This window comes from Mesorhizobium sp. M7A.F.Ca.US.005.03.1.1 (assembly GCF_003997975.1).
Taxonomy (GTDB): Bacteria; Pseudomonadota; Alphaproteobacteria; order Rhizobiales; family Rhizobiaceae; genus Mesorhizobium; species Mesorhizobium ciceri.
The window spans coordinates 1-16998 of record NZ_RZRO01000123.1 but is presented as its reverse complement, the minus strand read 5'-3'; the positions used below and the strand labels follow the sequence as shown (position 1 = coordinate 16998).

Sequence of the window (16998 nt, the reverse complement as noted above, 5' to 3'; positions counted from 1 at the left end):
CAACGGTGACCATCGGCACGGATGCCCCTCGCCGCACCCGCATCCAGCAGGAAAAGCGCGAACTCATCCTGGAGGCGGCGCTTGAGGTCTTCTCCACCAACGGCTTTCGCGGCTCGACCATCGACCAGATCGCCGAAGCCGCCGGCATGTCGAAACCGAACCTGCTCTATTATTTCCGGCGCAAGGAAGACATCCACGAAACGCTGATGCAGCGCCTGCTCGACACCTGGCTGGCGCCACTGCGCGAACTCGACGACATTGGCGATCCCCTAACCGAACTGCGCAGCTACATCAGGCGCAAGCTGGAGATGGCGCGCGATTTTCCGCGCGAGAGCCGGCTGTTCGCCAACGAGATCCTGCAAGGCGCGCCGCGCATCATGCCGCTGCTGGCGGGCGAACTGAAAACGCTGGTCGACGAGAAGGCCGCCGTCATCAAGGGCTGGATGCGCGCCGGCAAGATCGCCAAGACCGACCCTTGGCACCTGATCTTCTCGATCTGGGCGACGACGCAGCATTATGCCGATTTCGACGTCCAGGTCCGCGCCGTGCTCGGACCGAACCGCGGCGGCGACGGCCGCTTCGAGGATGCGGCAAGATTTCTCGAGCAGTTGTTCCTCGATGGGCTGAAGCCGAAGGGCTAAATGGTTTCGTCATTCTAGGGCGAAGCAAGGAGCGACGCGGCGCGGCGCAGACCCTAGAATCCATGCCGCGACTTCAACGCGCCGCAAAAGGTCCAAATTCTGTTCCGTAGTACTCTTCGGCAAACGTCCCGGCATGGATCCTCGGGTTTCCGCGTCCGCTTCGCCCGTGGATGACGAAGCCGAGGGGGACGCCAGCCAACCTCAGGCGCTGCGCCGCTCGGCCGGCAGCGCGTCCAGCAATGCCTGCAGCTTGGCGATCGAATTCTGCTCGGCTAACGGCGTGTAGACGATCAGCTTCATGTCCGAGCCGTCGCCGATCGACAGGCTCATATGCTCGAAGGTCATGGCGCCCGCGCTCGGGTGCCGGACATGTTTCACCCCCGACAACCGATGCGCGACGTCGCGCTGCGGCCACCAGGCACGAAATTCGGGGCTCGAACGCGTCATCAACTCGATCAGCCGCTCGAAATCCGGATCGCCGACATAGCGGGCGCTCGCGGCCCGGAACGAGGCCAGCACGGTGTGCGCCAGTTGCTCCCAGTCGACCAGCAGGTGCCGGTGATGCGGGCTCGTGAACACCATGTGGACGATGTTGCGGGCGTCACCCTCCAGCAGGCCATAATCGCCGAACACCGCCACCGCCGCCGGGTTCCAGGCCAGCACGTCCCAGCGCCGCCCGACGACATAGGCCGGCTGCAGCACCAGGCTCTGCAGCATGTGCAGCAACGGGCCATCGACCTTTTCCGGCGCTACGGCACGGCGCTCCGGCTGCTGGCGGTCGGCGAGGATGAACAGATGCTGTTTTTCGGCGGCGTCGAGGCGCAGTGCTTCGGCGAGCGCCGTCAGCACCTCGACCGAGGGCCTGACCTCCCGCCCCTGCTCCAGCCATGTGTACCAGGTCGTGCCGACACCGGCGATCATCGCCACCTCCTCGCGGCGCAAGCCCGGCGTACGTCGCCTGAGACCGATGGCGATGCCTGCGGCCGAGGGCGTCAGCCTTTCGCGGCGCGAGCGCAGGAAGGCGCCGAGTTCGCGCCGGCGGCTGTTTTCAGCCGAACGTGTGGGGGCCGCGTGAGGTTGGGACTCCATGCGCGTATTATAGCAGTATTGATACCAGGATAAAGTTTGAACTGTTTGGCCAGCGCCAACTGCCCCATCTTCCGTTCAGAGCAACAGAACGGAGGCTCTGAACATGGAACTCAAAGACAAGACGATCCTCATCACCGGCTCGACAGACGGCGTCGGCCGCGTTGTCGCGCAACGGCTCGGCGCCGCGGGCGCCCGTGTGCTGGTGCACGGCCGCGATGCAACGCGCGGCAAGGCTGTTGTCACCGAGATCGAAGCCGCCGGCGGCAAGGCCGAGCTTCTGGTCGCCGACCTCTCTTCGCTGGCCGAGGTGCGCCACCTCGCCGAGGCGGTGCGCGCCCGGACGAACCGGCTGGACATCCTCATCAACAATGCCGGCATCGGCACAGCGGGCCAAGGTGCCAAAAGGCAGGTGAGTGCCGACGGCTATGAACTGCGCTTCGCGGTCAACTATCTCGCCGGTTTCCTGCTGACATCGGAGCTCCTGCCATTGCTGAAGGCCAGTGCGCCGGCGCGCATCGTCAATGTCGCCTCTGCGGGGCAGCAGGCGATCGACTTCAGCGATGTCATGCTGACCCGCTCCTATGACGGGGTGCGCGCTTATTGCCAGAGCAAGCTGGCGCAGATCCTGTTCACCGTCGATTTGGCCGAACAGTTGAAAGGCACCGGCGTCACCGTCAACGCATTGCATCCGGCGAGCTACATGAACACAACCATGGTCCGGCAGGCCAGGGTGACGCCGTGGAGTTCGGTCGAGACCGGTGCCGACGCCATCCTCAATCTCGCCACCTCACCCACGCTCAACGGGAAAAGCGGCCTCTATTTCGACGGCCTGCGGGAATCCCGCGCCGATGCTCAGGCCTACGACGCCAAGGCAAGGCAACAGCTGAGAAGCTTGAGCCTCGACCTCATCGGCCCGGCCTCCCCCACATCGAAGGAACAGCATTGATGACCAAGGCAATCCAACACACCGTCATCATCGGTGGCTCGTCCGGCATCGGGCTGGCGACGGCGCGCAAACTGCTTGGCCCGGACATGAAGGTAACCATCACCGGCCGCAACGAGGACAAGCTGAAGAGCGCTTGGAAGAGCCTTGGCGGTGCTGCCGAGAAGGCCGCTTTCGACGCGTCGAAGCCGGATGAGGTCCGTCAATTCTTCGAGCGCCTCGGCCCCTTTGATCACTTGGTGCTGGCGGCCAGCGGCGGCAAGGGCCTCGGCCCGTTCCCGGCGCTTGACCTGAGTGACATCGGCAGTGGCGTGGAGGAAAAGGTCCGCCCGCAGCTGTCCTGCCTGCAGGCCGCCTTGCCGACACTCAACAAGGCCGGATCGGTCACCTTCATCTCGGCGGTGTCGGCGCAGCTCGCAACGCCCGGCGTCGCCGGTATCGCCGCCATCAACGGCATGCTGTTGACCGTGGTGCCGATCCTGGCGATGGAGTTGAAACCGCTGCGCGTCAATGTCGTGGCGCCAGGCATCATCGACACGCCCTGGTGGGACTTTCTGGCCGAGGAGCAGAGGCAGGCGCTGTTTGCAGACTATGCCGGCAGGACCCCGGTCGGCCGCATCGGTCGCGCCGAAGACGTCGCCGCGGCAATAGCCTTCCTCGTCTCCAACGGCTTCATGACCGGTCAGGTGCTGACCTGCGACGGCGGACTGCGATTTGCGGCGTAGCGTTCCTCGGGCGCCGACAGGCTTTTCACCCTCAATTGGCTCTCTTTGGATCACCCCGCACGCTCTTTTCGCCGGGGCTGTCACCGCCCGGTCTCACCGCATCTGAAGCGGTCTTTTCCGGAACATAGGAATAATCAGGCGTATCAGCCCCATACATCTTGTTGTCGATCGCCTCTTGCCAGCTGAAATCCGCGTCGGACGGTGAAACGTCGGCAATGTCATGGCGGGAGGAGCGAGAGTGCAGCCAGTTCGGGGTGATCTCTCGGACCAATTGTGCAAAGCGTCCCATCGAAACCGTTCCTTTCCTTGCCCTTTCCAGGAGGCGCGATCGCGGTTGCGTCGGCTGGATCTAAAGTTGACCTCTCAGCCAGCCCAGCGTCTCGACAACGTCGGCAAGCCCGTACCGCGCTGCGGTGTGCGCTGGTGGGTTGACGCGTATCGATATGCCGCCGGCATCATTGACGGCCTCAAAACCGTTTTCATCCGACGTGTCGTCGCCCAGGAAGACCGGGCGACGGCCCGTGAATGGCGCAATTTCCATGAAACGCCGGATCGCGGCGCCCTTGGCGGCCTCGAGCGGCAGCAATTCAACACCGGCATTGCCGGGTACCACCCGGTAGCCCTTTGGCAGCGTGGCCAGCGCCTGCTCGACCAGCTGCGTCGCGCGCGGAAGCAGATGCGGGGCGGCGCGCGTGTGGATGGCCAGCACCCGTCCTTTGCGCTCGATATAGGCGCCACGACCGAGCTCGGCCTCGATCTCGTCGACAAGCGCAGAAATATCCGCCGGCTCATCCGCGACTTCGACGTCGTCGTTCGGTAGGAGCCGATGTTCCAGGCCATAGAGCCCGGCGGCGCGCAGCTTCAAAGGCTGAAACAGATGATCGACAGCCGCGACGGAACGGCCTGTTACGAAGGCCAATGCCCCGTTCAGCTTGCAATCCAGGCCTTGCAGCAAGGAGCGGAGCTCGTCGCTGACCGAGACGGCGTCCGGGTGTTCGGCATGTTCCAGCAGGGTGCCGTCGATGTCGAGGAACAACGCCCATTCGCCGGTCAGCACAGTGTGCGGTTTCTCCATGACGGCCTGCGGCTTGTGCAGGGTCTCGCCAACAATATTTTGCAGCGCATCGCTCATGACATCGCCACCCGTCTGCGCTCAAAAATGGAGACGACATTGTCGACGCTGGGCGGCGGGTCGCTGACGGCACCGGTCACCCGATCGAGGTCCCCGCGCTTGCGCAAACGTGCCGCATCCAGAAGCATGCTGCCGGCCCAGCGATAGACATTGTTGTTGCGGATTGTCTCGCGCATGGGGCGCATGCGCTCGCGCTGTTCTTCGGGCGACATGGTCAGTGCCTGCAACAGCGCTCCGCTCATCATGGCGGCATCGTAAGGGTTGACGATCAGCGCCTCCAGCAATTCACGCGAGGCGCCGGCGAATGTGCTGAGCATCAAAACGCCCTGCTCGTCGTCGCGCGCGGCGACGAATTCCTTTGCGACGAGGTTCATGCCGTCATGCAGGCTGGTGACCATGCATATGTCGGCGGCCCGATAGATCTCGTAGACCTGTTCTTGCGAGTGATGTTCGGCCACCATGATCACCGGCCTGTAGCCCTCGCTGCCATAACGCCGGTTGAGCTCTTCGGCATAACGGTGGCACTCGTCATGGAGCAGCTTGTAGGCGGGCAGCGTGCCGCGGCTGGGTGCCGCGATCTGCAGAAAGACCAGTTTTCCGATCCACTCAGGCTGTCGCTTGAACAATTCGTTCAAAGCGTGAAACCGATCGAGAATGCCCTTGGTATAATCGAGGCGCTCGACCCCGACGGCCAGCTTCACATCCGCTTTAAGGCCGAACCTCTCGCGCATGCGAGCGCGGCAATCGTCGACAGCGGGAAGTTTCGCCAGCAGGTCCGCCGGCCATTCTATCGAGATGGGATAGGCGTGCACCAATGTGGTCCGTCCGCCGTAGGAGATGGCCGCATCGGCCCGCTCGATGCGGCTTTCCAGGAAGCGATCGACGCTTTCGGTGAAATTGTTGGCATGGAACTGGGTGTGGAAGCCGATGATCGAGCTGCCGAGCAGGCCTTCGAGGATGCGTTCACGCCATGGGCAGATGCTGTACACTTCCGAATTTGGCCACGGGATGTGCCAGAAAGTGATGACGATCGCCTCCGGTAAGCGCTCTCGGATCATGCGCGGCAGCAGCGCGAAATGGTAATCCTGGACCAGCACGATCGGCCGCTCGTTGCGCGCCTCGGCAACCACCGTATCTGCAAACTTCCGGTTGACGGCTTCATAGGCAGCCCAGTCGGAGGCGCGAAAAATCGGCCGGGTGAAGGCGATATGGCAAAGCGGCCAAAGGCCCTCATTGGCGAAACCGAGATAATAGCCCTGATGCTCTTCCTCCGTCAGCCAGACCCGGCGCAGCGTGTAGGACGGGTTGCCAGGCGGCACCTGCACGCGATCGTGGTCGTCGACGGTAAGGCGGTCCGCCGTTCCGCCGCCATAGGCGATCCAGGTGCCCGCACAGGCGCGGGTAATGGGCTCGAGCGCCGACACCAGCCCGCTGGCCGGGACGAGCAACTCGACGCCGTCGTCCTTCACATTGTGGATGTACGGCTCGCGATTGGACACCACGATAACCTGCGCATCGGGCAGATCGTCGGCCAGGATCTTGCGCAATGTTTCTGGCGACCAGGTCACCAGCGCGGCATCGGCCGATTGGCCGTTCTTTTCGAACTCCCGTATCACCTTGCGCGCGGCCTCCGCGGCCACATCTTCGCCTGCCGTATGTGGGACGGCAGGAGGATGACGGCGACGGTGCCGCGATATGGAGAGGAATACGGCAAGAGCGGAAAAACCGAGGCTCGCGAAAATCAGAACCCAGAGCAGGTCCGCACCGTAGTTTGTCATTGAACGTCAACTCACCCCGGCCGTCGGCGACCGTTTGTTCGTGTTTCCCGTTTGAAACGGTCCGCCGGCCACGTGGTCGGCGTTCGGACCAGTGTTTTTGCAACGCACAAGGCCTGGATCGGTTCCGCCAATTTTGTTCGGATCATGTTCTTACTATGAGCGGCACCAGCCCTTCATGGCGGTCGGCCAGGAAAGCGACGACCCGGTCGCCGACGCGCTGGAAGGTGAGATCGACGACCCGGTCGCCGACGCCCAGGTGCCGCAGTGTCAGCGTGTCGATGCCGATCGGCAGCCTGGGGCGGCCGACGCGAATCTCACCCTCCCAGCCGTCGATCTCCAGGCCAAGACAGGCCTGCATCAACATGAAAGCGGAGCCCGCCGACCACGCTTGCGGCAGGCAGGCGACGGGATAGGCGATGGGTGCTTCGCCCGGCGCACGTGTAAAACCGCAGAACAGTTCGGGCAGCCGCATGTTGAAATGGACCGCGGATTCGAACGTGCCGCTCATCAGGCGAACCACGCTTTCGCGCTCGCCATAGCGCGCCAGCCCGGCACCGCAAAGGGCGGTATCGTGCGGCCAGATCGAGCCATTGTGGTACGACATCGGATTGAAGAACACGGCATCGTCGGCGAGCGTCCGCAGTCCCCAGCCCGAATGGAAGGAGGCGGAAAGCAGCTGGTCAGCCACCATCTGGGCCCGCGCCGGCTCAGGCAATCCGACAAAGAGCAGATGCCCCGCATTCGAGGTCCGCACCTTGCAGGGCTCGCCGGCACCGTCGATTGCCAGCGCATAGAAGCCGAGATCGTCAAGCCAGAAATCCCGTTCCACGGCAACCCGCATCGCTTCGGCGCGATCATCCCAGTGGTCGGCCCTGTCGTTCTCGCCCCGGCGACGGGCAAGTGCCGCCAGCCCCCGGAAGGCGGCAAAGACGTAGCCCTGCACTTCGACAAGGGCGATCGGGCCCTTGGGAATGCGGCCATCGGCATGGAAGACCGAATCGAAACTGTCCTTCCATCCCTGGTTGGCGAGGCCGGACTCGGCCGCTCGCTGGTAAGTCACAAATCCGGTCTCCCGGCCCGCCTTCTCCGTCCATTCGGCCGCGGCGCACAGCGACGGCCACAAGCCGTCGATGAACGCCATGTCACCGGTACGATCGGCGTAGGCACAGGCAAGATAGATGTAGAGCGGTGTCGTATCGACGCCACCGTAGTAGCGGCCGAAGGGAAGCTCCCGCAGCGCCACCATTTCGCCCTTGCGGGTCTCGTGCATGATCTTGCCCGGCTGGGAATCGCTGAACGGCGATGTCTCGGTCGCCTGATGCTGGGCCAGAAAGGCCAGCACGCCCCGCGCCAGGCCCGGATTGAGCCACAGCATCTGCAGCGCCGAAATGACGCCATCGCGGCCGAACGCCGTCGAGAACCAGGGGATGCCGGCATAGGGATAGGGGCCGGTCGCCAGCTCGGTGGTCAGCAACGCGACATCGGCGCGAGCGCGCTCGACCCAGTCGTTGAAGACACGGCCCGAGCTGCGCACCGTCGCGCCATGGCGACGTTTGGCCCGCATGCCAAAGCGGGCGCGGGCGGCAGCGGCGCGGAACCGGTCGCGGTCGGGCTTGTCGGCCACCTCGGGACCGACCTCGACATAAAGCACCTTCCTGCTGCGCTTGGTCACGGCGATCAGGAAATCGGCACGGTTGGCACTCAGTTGGTCCGGCGCCTGCGAGAACGATATCGCCGAGAGGCGGGCCAGGCCATCGAGCCCATCATAGCGCAGCAGGACCGACGTCGCGTTTGTTTCGGCGGCATGGGCCAGCCCGCGCTTCAGCCGTGTCGAGCCACGCACTTCGAACATGTCGCGGAAATCGGCGGAGTAGTGCAGGGAAACGCTGATCGTCGAGTGTTCCCGGCTGTAATTGGAAAGGGTGATGCGTTCAAACAGCCTGTCCTGCCAAAGCAGTCTGACGCGTTCGATGTGAATGGCTCCCTGCGGGATGTCGCGTCCACCGGCGCTCTGTATCGGCAGATTGGTCAAATTGGTGGTGAACAGCACATTGTCCTGGCTGAGCGAGGCGCCGAGCAGAGATGTCTGCCTGCCGCCGACGGTCAGCCGGAACTCGGAAAGGACCCGCGTGTCGTCGCGAAAGAAACCGTCGCCGGCGCCACGTATGTCGCCATAGGCGTCGGCAACGGCGAAGCAATCGCCCTGCTTGAGCGCAAACAACCGATGCGGCTCGCGAGGGGCGGTGGCGTCGAGCGATGCAAGCGCAACCGCAGGATCGAGCTGGCGCTCATCGAGTTGGGCCATTCGTCAAAGATCCCTGTTGTTTCGTTGCCGTGGCTCGAGCACGTCGCTGCTCAAGACGCCTTCGCCGTGCTCGGGACGCCGATCAGGCCCGCATAGGCGGCCAGATAGTCGCCGGCCATTCTTCGGGCGGAGAACCGCTTTTCGAAAACGGTCCTCACCTTTCGCCTGTCGAGTTGCAGCAAGTCCGGCACCGCAGCGACCGCGCTATCCATTGTGTCAGCGATAAAACCGGTGACGCCTTGATCGATGATCTCCGGCAGCGCACCGCAACTCCAGCCGATGACCGGTGTGCCGCAGGCCATTGCCTCGATGGCGGCAAGGCCGAACGGCTCCGGCCAGTCGATCGGGAACAGCAGGCCGGCCGCCTTGCCGAGAAATTCCGCCTTCTGATTTTCCTCGATCTCACCGACATAGACAACGCGATCGCCATCGATCAAAGGCTCGACCACCTCACGGAAATAGGCGCGATCGTCGTCGCCGATCTTTGCCGCGAGCTTGAGCTTGAGCCCCGAACGCAAGGCGATCTCGATGGCGCGATCCGGGCGCTTGTCGCGTGAGAACCGGCCGAGGAAGGCAAGGTAGGGTTCTTCGGCGGCCGTCTCGAACGTCGGCTCGTAGAGAGCAGTCGGCAATCCGTGATGGATCGTCGCCAACCAGTTGGCGTTGGCAAGGCCCGCCTTCTGGCTGTGCGAAATGGAAATCAGGGGAAAGCGCGGGAACCGTTCATAGGCCGGCGCCAGGTCGACATAATCCAGCCTGCCATGCGGCGTCGTCACCGTCCGCTCCGCAATATCCTCAAAGAAGGAAAAATGCAGGAAGTGGCTGAGGTGGAAGTGGATGACATCGAACTCCGACGCCCGTTCCCTCACCTGCGCAAGCATCGAAAGATGCGCCGCGATCTCGGATTTGAGCGGACGCGGATCGAGGCGCAACGCGCGTTCCCGGCTGGGTACCAGCTTCGCGGAGGTCTGGCTGTCGCCACTGGCAAACAGCGTCACCTCATGACCCAGATCGACCAGCGCTTCGGTCAGATACGAGACGATGCGCTCGGTGCCGCCATAGAGCCTTGGCGGCACCGATTCATAAAGCGGCGCGACATGGGCGATTTTCATATTTCATCCTGGATGCTGGGCATGCATGTGTGAAATGCGTCAACGGCTCGATTGGTTCCGATTTTATGGTTGAGCCGTCGGCACCAGAGGCCGCAGTCGGCATGGAACTGTGCGTCAAACGGATTGCGCGATCAGGGTCAGAAAGCCACCGCTCAGGGCAACATTCCCGACGAAGCCATTGATGCGGGACGCACGGTCCGGACCCTGATGGTCCCAGAAATTGTGGAACATCGGCGTGGCGACGATGAGGAACAGCAGCAGCACCGTGGCCGCGAGTGCCGTCCACAATCCTGCGATGACCAGCACACCGGCGGCGACCTGAAGCACGATACCAGTCCACAGTGCCAACCGCGCCTGCGGCACACCGCGCGCGGCCATCAGCTGGGTCAGGAAGGCCGCGTTCTGGATGTTGCGCAGGCCGGCGAAAACGAAGGCGCCGCCGAGCAGCAAGCGAGCGAGAAACAACAAGGTCGAAGGCAAATCCGCAGGCATCAAACTCTCCCCTTTAAAGGTTTAAGGCAGTGGGAGCGCGCTCTCCACGGCGCTCCCAACATGATTGGACAATCAGGCGGCCTTGGCCGCCGGCATCGGATGTATGGCTTGGAACGGGATGCACAGCCGGTTCCAGGTGTTGATCATGCCGAGCGCAACGGACAGCTTGACCAGCTCCTCTTCTGAGAAATGCTCCAGCGTACGTGCATAAAGTTCGTCCGGCACGCCGTTGTTGGCGATCAGGGTGACGGCTTCGGTCCAGGCCAAAGCCGCGCGTTCACGCTCCGAGAACAGCGGCGATTCCTTCCAGGCTGAAACCAGATAGAGCCGCTGCTCGGTCTCGCCGTCGCGCCTGGCCTCGCGGCTGTGCATCTCGACGCAGAACGAGCAGCCATTGATCTGCGAAGCCCTGAGCTTGATCAGGTGCAGCAGGCTCACCTCGAGCCCGCATTCGTCCACCGCCTTGTTGAGCGCCGACACCGCCTTCATGATCTCCGGCGCCTTGGCGAAAAATTGCAGCCTCTGTTTCATCGTCTCGTCCTTTCACGTCTGCTTGGGTTTTGAGGTTTTGGGGTTAACTGGATTTCTGCGGCCGCTGGTGGCGCTCGACAAAGGCGCAGCTCGCAGCAAGCGACCTGGGATCGCCTTCTGCCGCATAGGTGGCCACGATATCGGACAGCTTGGTCTCGGCGAGCGCGGCGCGATAGGCGCGTTCGGCCTTCAGCATCGCGGCGTTGATGCCGCAGGGTTTCACATAGGCCAACGCATCGAGCTTCACCGGACCGCGCTGGCGGATCTCGCCGCAGCGGAAGGCCGGCTCGCGGCCCTCGACGGCCAGCACGATGTCGAGCAGCGTGATGCGCTCGGCTGGCCGCGCCAGCCGATAGCCACCGGCAGGCCCGGGCACCGATTCCAGGACGCGCGCCGCGCTCAGCATGTTGAGATGCTTGAGCAGATAGCTCGGCGAAAGGCCAAAGGCCTCGGCGAGAGCGGCGCCCGGCATGGTGCTATTGCCTTCCACACTGGCCAGCGTGGCGGCGCAATGGATGGCTGCTTCAACACCCTCGCCCAGCTTCATCGAACAGGTTCCTTATTCATGGATACATACTATCGTGGATAATTCCTATCTGCAATAGGAAAATGAAAAACGGCGCTCGAAAGCGCCGTTTTTCTCTTGGGGGGGGTAGTTCCTACTCCGCAGCCACCTTGGCCATCGGGTTGTTCGGGTGCGTGGTCCAGTTGGCGTAGACCGGCGATACCGGCCTGCCGGTGCGCTGGTCCATCACACCGGCTGCCAGCGGCTCCATGGTAATGCAGTTCTCGACCGGGCAGACATTGACGCAGAGATTGCAGCCGACACACTCGGCCTCGATGACCTCGAAGTGCCTGACGCCGTCTACCATGCTGGTGATCGCCTGGTGCGAAGTGTCCTCGCAGGCGATGTGGCAGCGGCCGCACTTGATGCAGGCATCCTGGTCGATATGCGCCTTGGCGACGTAGTTCAGGTTGAGATACTGCCAATCGGTGACATTGGGCGTGGCGCGGCCGACGATGTCGTCGAGCGAGGCGTGCCCCTTCTCGTCCATCCAGTTTTCCAGGCCCGCGATCATCTCCTGCACGATCTTGAAGCCGTAGGTCATCGCCGCCGTGCAGACCTGCACATTGCCGGCGCCGAGCGCCATGAATTCGGCCGCGTCACGCCAGGTGGTGATGCCGCCGATGCCGGAGATCGGCAGGCCCTGCGTTTCCGGATCGCGCGCGATCTCGGCCACCATGTTCATGGCGATCGGCTTTACCGCCGGCCCGCAATAGCCGCCATGCGAGCCCTTGCCGTCGATGGTCGGCTGCGGCGCGAAGCTGTCGAGATCGACACCAGTGATCGAATTGATGGTGTTGATCAGCGACACCGCGTCGGTGCCGCCGGCATGTGCTGCGCGCGCGGGCTTGCGCACATCGGTGATGTTGGGCGTCAGCTTGGTAATGACGGGCATACGGGTGTTCTGCTTGCACCAGCGCACCACCATTTCGATATATTCCGGCACCTGGCCGACGGCGGCGCCCATGCCGCGTTCCGACATGCCGTGCGGACAGCCGAAATTGAGCTCGATGCCGTCGGCTTCGGTCTCCTCGACCACCGGCAGGATCGCCTTCCAGGCTTCCTCGACGCAAGGCACCATGAGCGAGACGACGATGGCGCGGTCGGGCCAGTCCTTCTTGACCTGCTTGATCTCGCGCAAATTGACCTGCAGGTCGCGGTCGGTGATCAGTTCGATGTTGTTGAGGCCGAGCAGGCGGCGGTCGGCGCCCCAGATCGCGCCGTAGCGCGGACCGTTGACGTTGACGACAGGCGGCCCTTCCTCGCCCAGCGTCTTCCACACCACGCCGCCCCAGCCGGCCTTGAAGGCGCGGATGACGTTGTAGGCCTTGTCGGTCGGCGGCGCCGAGGCCAGCCAGAACGGATTGGGCGACTTGATGCCGACGAAATTGTTTCTGATATCCGCCATGCTCATGCCCTCCCGTTCGAGGTCAGTGCCCGATTGATGCTCTCCGCAGCGTCGCGTCCCTGCGCGACCGCCGAGACGGTCAGGTCGTCGCCACCGAAGATGCAGTCGCCACCGGCCCAGACCTTGGCAAGCGACGTGCGCCCTTCCGAATCCACCTTGATGCGACCGGCTTCGAGGCCGATCGATGCACCGCTGCCATTGAGGGCGGCCGGGACAAAGCTCTGTCCAATCGCCTTGAACACCTGGTCGGCAACGAGCGTCAGCGTCTCGCCGGTGCCGGCAAGCCTGTCGCCGTTGAGGGCGGTGTATTCGAGTTCGACGGCAGTGACCTTGCCGCTCTCGGCGATCACCCGCTTCGGCTGCAGCCAGTGACGGATGCTGACGCCATTGGCAGCGGCCAGATCCTGCTCGAACTCAGACGCATTCATGTGCTCCTGGCCGCGCCGGTAGCAGATCGTCACCTCCTCGGCGCCGAGCAGCTTCGACTGTACCGCGGCGTCGATGGCCGTCATGCCGCCACCGATGACGACGACGCGGCGACCAACCGGCAGGCCGGAGAGGTCGCTGGCCTGGCGCAGCTCGGCAATGAACTCGACCGCGTTGATGACGCCGTCAGCGTCCTCGCCATCGGCACGCAGCGCATTGACACCGCCAAGGCCCATGCCGAGAAACACCGCGTCGTAATTGCGGATCAGATCCGACAGCTGATAGTCGCGGCCGAGCGCCTTGCCGTTCTGGATGTCGATACCGCCGATCGCGGTCACGTAGTCGACTTCGGCCTGGGCGAAATCGTCGACGCTCTTGTAGGCGGCGATGCCGTATTCGTTGAGGCCGCCGGCCTTCGCGCGCGCCTCCAGGATGGTCACGTCATGGCCGTGGCGGGCGAGCCGGTGCGCGGCGGCAAGGCCGGCCGGCCCGGCGCCGACCACGGCGACCGTCTTGCCGGTCGGCTCGGCGCGCGGATAAAACTGCTTGTTCTCGCCCATGGCGACGTCGGTGGCGTAGCGCTGCAGGCGGCCGATCTGCACCGGCTTGCCTTCCGCCACCTCGCGCACGCAGACTTCCTCGCACAGCGTCTCGGTCGGGCAGACGCGGGCGCACATGCCGCCCAATATGTTCTGATCGAAGATGGTCTTGGCCGAACCGATCGGATTGCCGGTCGAGATCTGGCGGATGAACAACGGAATGTCGATCGAAGTCGGGCATGCATTCATGCACGGTGCGTCGTAGCAGAAATAGCAGCGGTCGGATTCGACCAGCGCCTCGTGGTGGTCGAGCGGCGGATGCAGGTCGGAAAAATTATCCGCATACTGGTCGGCCGAGAGCCTGCCGCCCGCAATGCCTTCCCTGAATTGGCCTTCTGGCATCGTCAGTTCCCCATGTTTTCTTTTGAGGAAGGCTAGCACGTTTTATTTTTTTATCAATTGGTCAATTTTCGGCGCAAGTCCCTGAAAAGGCTCGGCAATAATATGATTTTTTTACTCATATTATTGCGACTGCGGTCGGGCTTGCAGTGCGAGCGAAAGGCCAGGCTCAAGCTTGCGGCCATGGATGGCCCTGACCTCCTGCGCCACCAATTCCTGCAATCGCCACAGATTGCGGTCGCGGATGCCGAATGCTTCGAGATGGCTGACCGTGTTGTAGAGATATTCGGCGCCGGATCCGATATGCCCGCAGGCTCTGGCCAGCACGCTCGCCACTCTGTCCAGCGGCTGGTTCAGCGACGTTCCCCTGCCCTTCACGCCGACCCAGAAGCCGAGCGCGCGCAGCTTACCCTGCGGCGTATGCACTGGCAGCCAGCGAACCGTCTCGATGCTTTCATGGTCGCTGATCTCGCGCCGCAACAGCCTTTCGATCTGCGCCGGCTTCTCACCCTCCGGCAAGCGATAGATCACGCCGTTGCAGCGCCCGCCCCGCTCGAGCGCCATCATCAACCCAGGCTGCTCGGCGCTGCCGCGCCAGCGCACCATGTCGAGGCAGAAGGAGCGGTGCCAGCCGAAGGCCGTGGCGAGCTGTTGCTCGACCGACTCGAATTCCGGCTTCCAGATCAGCGACCCATAGGCGAACACCCATAACGGTCCCTCATCGGCTTCATTGGACAGTCGCAAGGCGAGGGTTCGAAAGTCCTCGTCGTTCATGTCTGTCCAGCTCGGGTCCGGACCGGGATCGGCCTCTTCCCGATGGCACAGTGCGACAAGCTCGGGCGTGAGCGACATCAAGCGCATGGACGACAACCCCTCATGACCGCAGAGAAATCGAAAACCGCTGGATGCGCAATCAGGGAACGCTTGGCACACACACCCATTGTTGTCCGGGCGGTGTCGGATTTCCGTCGTGAGGATCGTCCTATGATGGACGACGATCGATCCATGAAAGGTGAGGAGACCGAAAATGCCAAAAACCCCGATGCCCTTCTTCTGGTACGAATTGATGACATCAGATCTCGACGCCGCCGAGGCGTTCTACACCCAAGTGGTCGGCTGGACGGCGCAGCCCTTCGATAAGGCACTCGGCATGCCGCGCTACATCGTCATGAATGTCGGCGAACGTGGCGTCGGCGGCCTGATGACCTTGCCCGAGGATGCCGCCAAGATGGGCATGCCGCCTGCCTGGCTCGGCTATATCCACACCAGGGATGTCGATGCCGCAACTGCATCGCTGGAGAAAGCCGGCGGCACCGTTCACCGCCAGCCCGACGACATTCCGGGCGTCGGCCGCTTTGCCGTCGTCGCCGATCCGCAAGGCGCGACCTTCATGTTCCTGCAGCCGAACGGTCCCGACCAGCCTGTCGTGCCGGCCAGCACGCCGGGCCACATCGGCTGGCACGAGCTTTACACGTCGGACTGGAAAGCCGCGTTCGATTTCTATTCCGACCAGTTCGGCTGGGTCGACGCCGGCGATTTCGACATGGGCCCGATGGGCACGTACCAGACTTTTACGGCCGGCCCCGAATCCGGCGGCGGCATCATGAACAAGCCCGCGCAGATCCCGGTCCCGGTCTGGCAATTCTACTTCAACGTTGCGGCCATCGACGCGGCGGCCAAACGGGTCACCGACAATGGCGGCAAGATCCTGATGGGGCCGATGGAGGTCCCCGGCGGCAGCTGGATCGTGCAGTGCCAGGACCCGCAAGGCGCGCACTTCGCCTTGATGGCGCCAGTCCGCTGACGGCGATCGAACACCGCTGACACAAAGTGCGGGCTTTCATCGGACCACCGATGAAGGCCTCTCCCCCTGCCTGGCGCCGCCTCATTCCGGCGCCAGCACCGCAACCTTCAACTCAGCTTTTTTCGCGCCGCTGAACTGGACGGTGGCCGGGCCGGGCGCAAGCTTGAAGCGCACGCTCTTGCGGATGCCAGGGCATGTTTTCACGCCACTATAGCCCGCCGACTTGATGGCCTGGCCATCCTGGATGACATCGATCCAGGCCTCCCCCGAGAGACTTATCTGGATGGCTCCCTCGGATGGCACCTCCACGCTGGCGATGGCCCCGAAACTGTCTGATGCCGGCGCACGTTCGGGCGCTACCGCAAAACCGGCTTTCTCTACCGGCACCAGCGCCAGGTCCGCAGCCGCACCAACCGCCAGTGCCGCTCCGGACGGCGTTGCCGGTGCCGCGGCAAACAGGGTCTGCTCCCGCGTCACGGGCCACTTGAAGGCCTCACAGCCGGCGTCCTCGGCCATGGCAAAGCTGGTGCCTGCAAGAATTGCGAAGAGGCTGATGGCGACTTTTTTCATGGCAAAGGGAACCCACATTTCTAGAGTGGCCGCACTAATACAACCACAACGATATAAATGCAACCTTGGCGGGAAAAATATGAAGGGTCAAGCTGGGGACATTTTCAATCACCGATTGTTGACGCCAGGCCATGGGAAGTGAATGGTCCATTCCTGGGCGATAATCTATGGGCCGGACGGATTGAAAATGGAGTCATTATGAAGCTTTTCGAAAGCCTCTCCAGATACCAGCCGCAGGCGCTCGGCGTGTTGCGCATCATGACCGCGCTGCAGTTCATCGAGCATGGCAGCCAGAAACTGTTCAACTTCCCCGTCAGCGTCGATCCCCACGCCCTTTCCGGGCTGACCACGACTGCCGCCATCCTCGAATTCTCCGGCGGCATCCTGCTCGCGCTGGGCCTGTTCACGCGACCGGTGGCATTCCTTCTGGCCGGCGAAATGGCGATCGCCTATTTCATGGCGCACATGCCGCGCGACTTCTTCCCGGTCAACAATGGCGGCGATTCGGCGATCTCGTTCTGCTTCATCTTCCTCTATCT

At 63.2% G+C, this 16998-nt stretch carries 18 protein-coding genes; 5 read left to right on the top strand and 13 right to left on the bottom strand.

The window, feature by feature from the left end; translation table 11 throughout:
• Window positions 1-5: 5 nt before the first annotated feature.
• Window positions 6-641 (top strand): TetR family transcriptional regulator C-terminal domain-containing protein, encoded by a 636-nt coding sequence (locus EN990_RS31500; RefSeq protein WP_013530906.1) that lies wholly within the window; start codon window positions 6-8, stop codon window positions 639-641.
• A 201-nt stretch (window positions 642-842) separates the two neighbouring features.
• On the opposite strand, the gene EN990_RS31495 is transcribed toward EN990_RS31500, so the two are convergent.
• Window positions 843-1730, bottom strand: coding sequence for a helix-turn-helix transcriptional regulator (locus tag EN990_RS31495; protein ID WP_127368640.1), 888 nt, complete (start codon window positions 1728-1730; stop codon window positions 843-845).
• Window positions 1731-1833: 103 nt separating this feature from the next.
• Between EN990_RS31495 and EN990_RS31490 the strand changes: the two genes are divergently transcribed.
• Window positions 1834-2676: an SDR family oxidoreductase gene (locus tag EN990_RS31490; RefSeq protein WP_127384955.1), complete on the top strand. Its 843-nt coding sequence runs from the start codon at window positions 1834-1836 to the stop codon at window positions 2674-2676.
• A complete protein-coding gene (locus tag EN990_RS31485; RefSeq protein WP_127370196.1) occupies window positions 2676-3398 on the top strand; it encodes an SDR family oxidoreductase in 723 nt (240 codons plus the stop codon). The genes EN990_RS31490 and EN990_RS31485 overlap by 1 nt, the downstream gene beginning before the upstream one ends.
• Before the next feature lie 31 nt (window positions 3399-3429).
• On the opposite strand, the gene EN990_RS31480 is transcribed toward EN990_RS31485, so the two are convergent.
• The 11 genes from EN990_RS31480 to EN990_RS31430 form a co-directional block, all read right to left on the bottom strand.
• Window positions 3430-3687, bottom strand: a complete 258-nt coding sequence (locus EN990_RS31480) for a hypothetical protein (protein WP_063168507.1) — start codon at window positions 3685-3687, stop codon at window positions 3430-3432.
• Window positions 3688-3747: 60 nt separating this feature from the next.
• On the bottom strand, window positions 3748-4530 hold the full coding sequence (otsB, locus tag EN990_RS31475; RefSeq protein WP_127384954.1) for a trehalose-phosphatase: 783 nt from the start codon (window positions 4528-4530) through the stop codon (window positions 3748-3750).
• Window positions 4527-6308 carry a trehalose-6-phosphate synthase gene (locus EN990_RS31470; protein WP_013530900.1) on the bottom strand — a complete coding sequence of 594 codons (1782 nt, stop codon included), beginning with the start codon at window positions 6306-6308 and terminating at the stop codon, window positions 4527-4529. The genes otsB and EN990_RS31470 overlap by 4 nt, the downstream gene beginning before the upstream one ends.
• Before the next feature lie 142 nt (window positions 6309-6450).
• The gene (locus tag EN990_RS31465) at window positions 6451-8613 is read right to left on the bottom strand and encodes an amylo-alpha-1,6-glucosidase (RefSeq protein ID WP_127369826.1); all 2163 of its coding nucleotides are present in this window, start codon (window positions 8611-8613) and stop codon (window positions 6451-6453) included.
• 50 nt (window positions 8614-8663) lie between these two features.
• Window positions 8664-9725 (bottom strand): glycosyltransferase family 4 protein, encoded by a 1062-nt coding sequence (locus tag EN990_RS31460; protein ID WP_127384953.1) that lies wholly within the window; start codon window positions 9723-9725, stop codon window positions 8664-8666.
• 114 nt (window positions 9726-9839) lie between these two features.
• Window positions 9840-10217, bottom strand: coding sequence for a DoxX family protein (locus EN990_RS31455; RefSeq protein ID WP_013530897.1), 378 nt, complete (start codon window positions 10215-10217; stop codon window positions 9840-9842).
• Window positions 10218-10289: 72 nt separating this feature from the next.
• On the bottom strand, window positions 10290-10748 hold the full coding sequence (locus tag EN990_RS31450) for a carboxymuconolactone decarboxylase family protein (protein ID WP_024501510.1): 459 nt from the start codon (window positions 10746-10748) through the stop codon (window positions 10290-10292).
• A gap of 43 nt (window positions 10749-10791) precedes the next feature.
• Window positions 10792-11295 carry an Rrf2 family transcriptional regulator gene (locus EN990_RS31445; protein ID WP_027160676.1) on the bottom strand — a complete coding sequence of 168 codons (504 nt, stop codon included), beginning with the start codon at window positions 11293-11295 and terminating at the stop codon, window positions 10792-10794.
• A gap of 112 nt (window positions 11296-11407) precedes the next feature.
• Entirely contained in the window at window positions 11408-12721 is a 1314-nt protein-coding gene (gene preA, locus EN990_RS31440) for an NAD-dependent dihydropyrimidine dehydrogenase subunit PreA (protein ID WP_013530894.1), read from the bottom strand.
• A gap of 2 nt (window positions 12722-12723) precedes the next feature.
• Window positions 12724-14088 carry an NAD(P)-dependent oxidoreductase gene (locus EN990_RS31435; RefSeq protein ID WP_063168508.1) on the bottom strand — a complete coding sequence of 455 codons (1365 nt, stop codon included), beginning with the start codon at window positions 14086-14088 and terminating at the stop codon, window positions 12724-12726.
• Window positions 14089-14208: 120 nt separating this feature from the next.
• Window positions 14209-14946, bottom strand: a complete 738-nt coding sequence (locus tag EN990_RS31430; RefSeq protein WP_024501513.1) for a gamma-glutamylcyclotransferase — start codon at window positions 14944-14946, stop codon at window positions 14209-14211.
• Window positions 14947-15112: 166 nt separating this feature from the next.
• On the opposite strand from EN990_RS31430, the gene EN990_RS31425 reads away from it, so the two are divergent.
• Window positions 15113-15889, top strand: coding sequence for a VOC family protein (locus EN990_RS31425; RefSeq protein ID WP_127384952.1), 777 nt, complete (start codon window positions 15113-15115; stop codon window positions 15887-15889).
• 81 nt (window positions 15890-15970) lie between these two features.
• On the opposite strand, the gene EN990_RS31420 is transcribed toward EN990_RS31425, so the two are convergent.
• Window positions 15971-16459 carry a hypothetical protein gene (locus EN990_RS31420; RefSeq protein ID WP_206519202.1) on the bottom strand — a complete coding sequence of 163 codons (489 nt, stop codon included), beginning with the start codon at window positions 16457-16459 and terminating at the stop codon, window positions 15971-15973.
• A 198-nt stretch (window positions 16460-16657) separates the two neighbouring features.
• On the opposite strand from EN990_RS31420, the gene EN990_RS31415 reads away from it, so the two are divergent.
• A partial coding sequence (locus EN990_RS31415) for a DoxX family protein (RefSeq protein WP_164766190.1) occupies window positions 16658-16998 on the top strand: 341 nt, incomplete at its 3' end.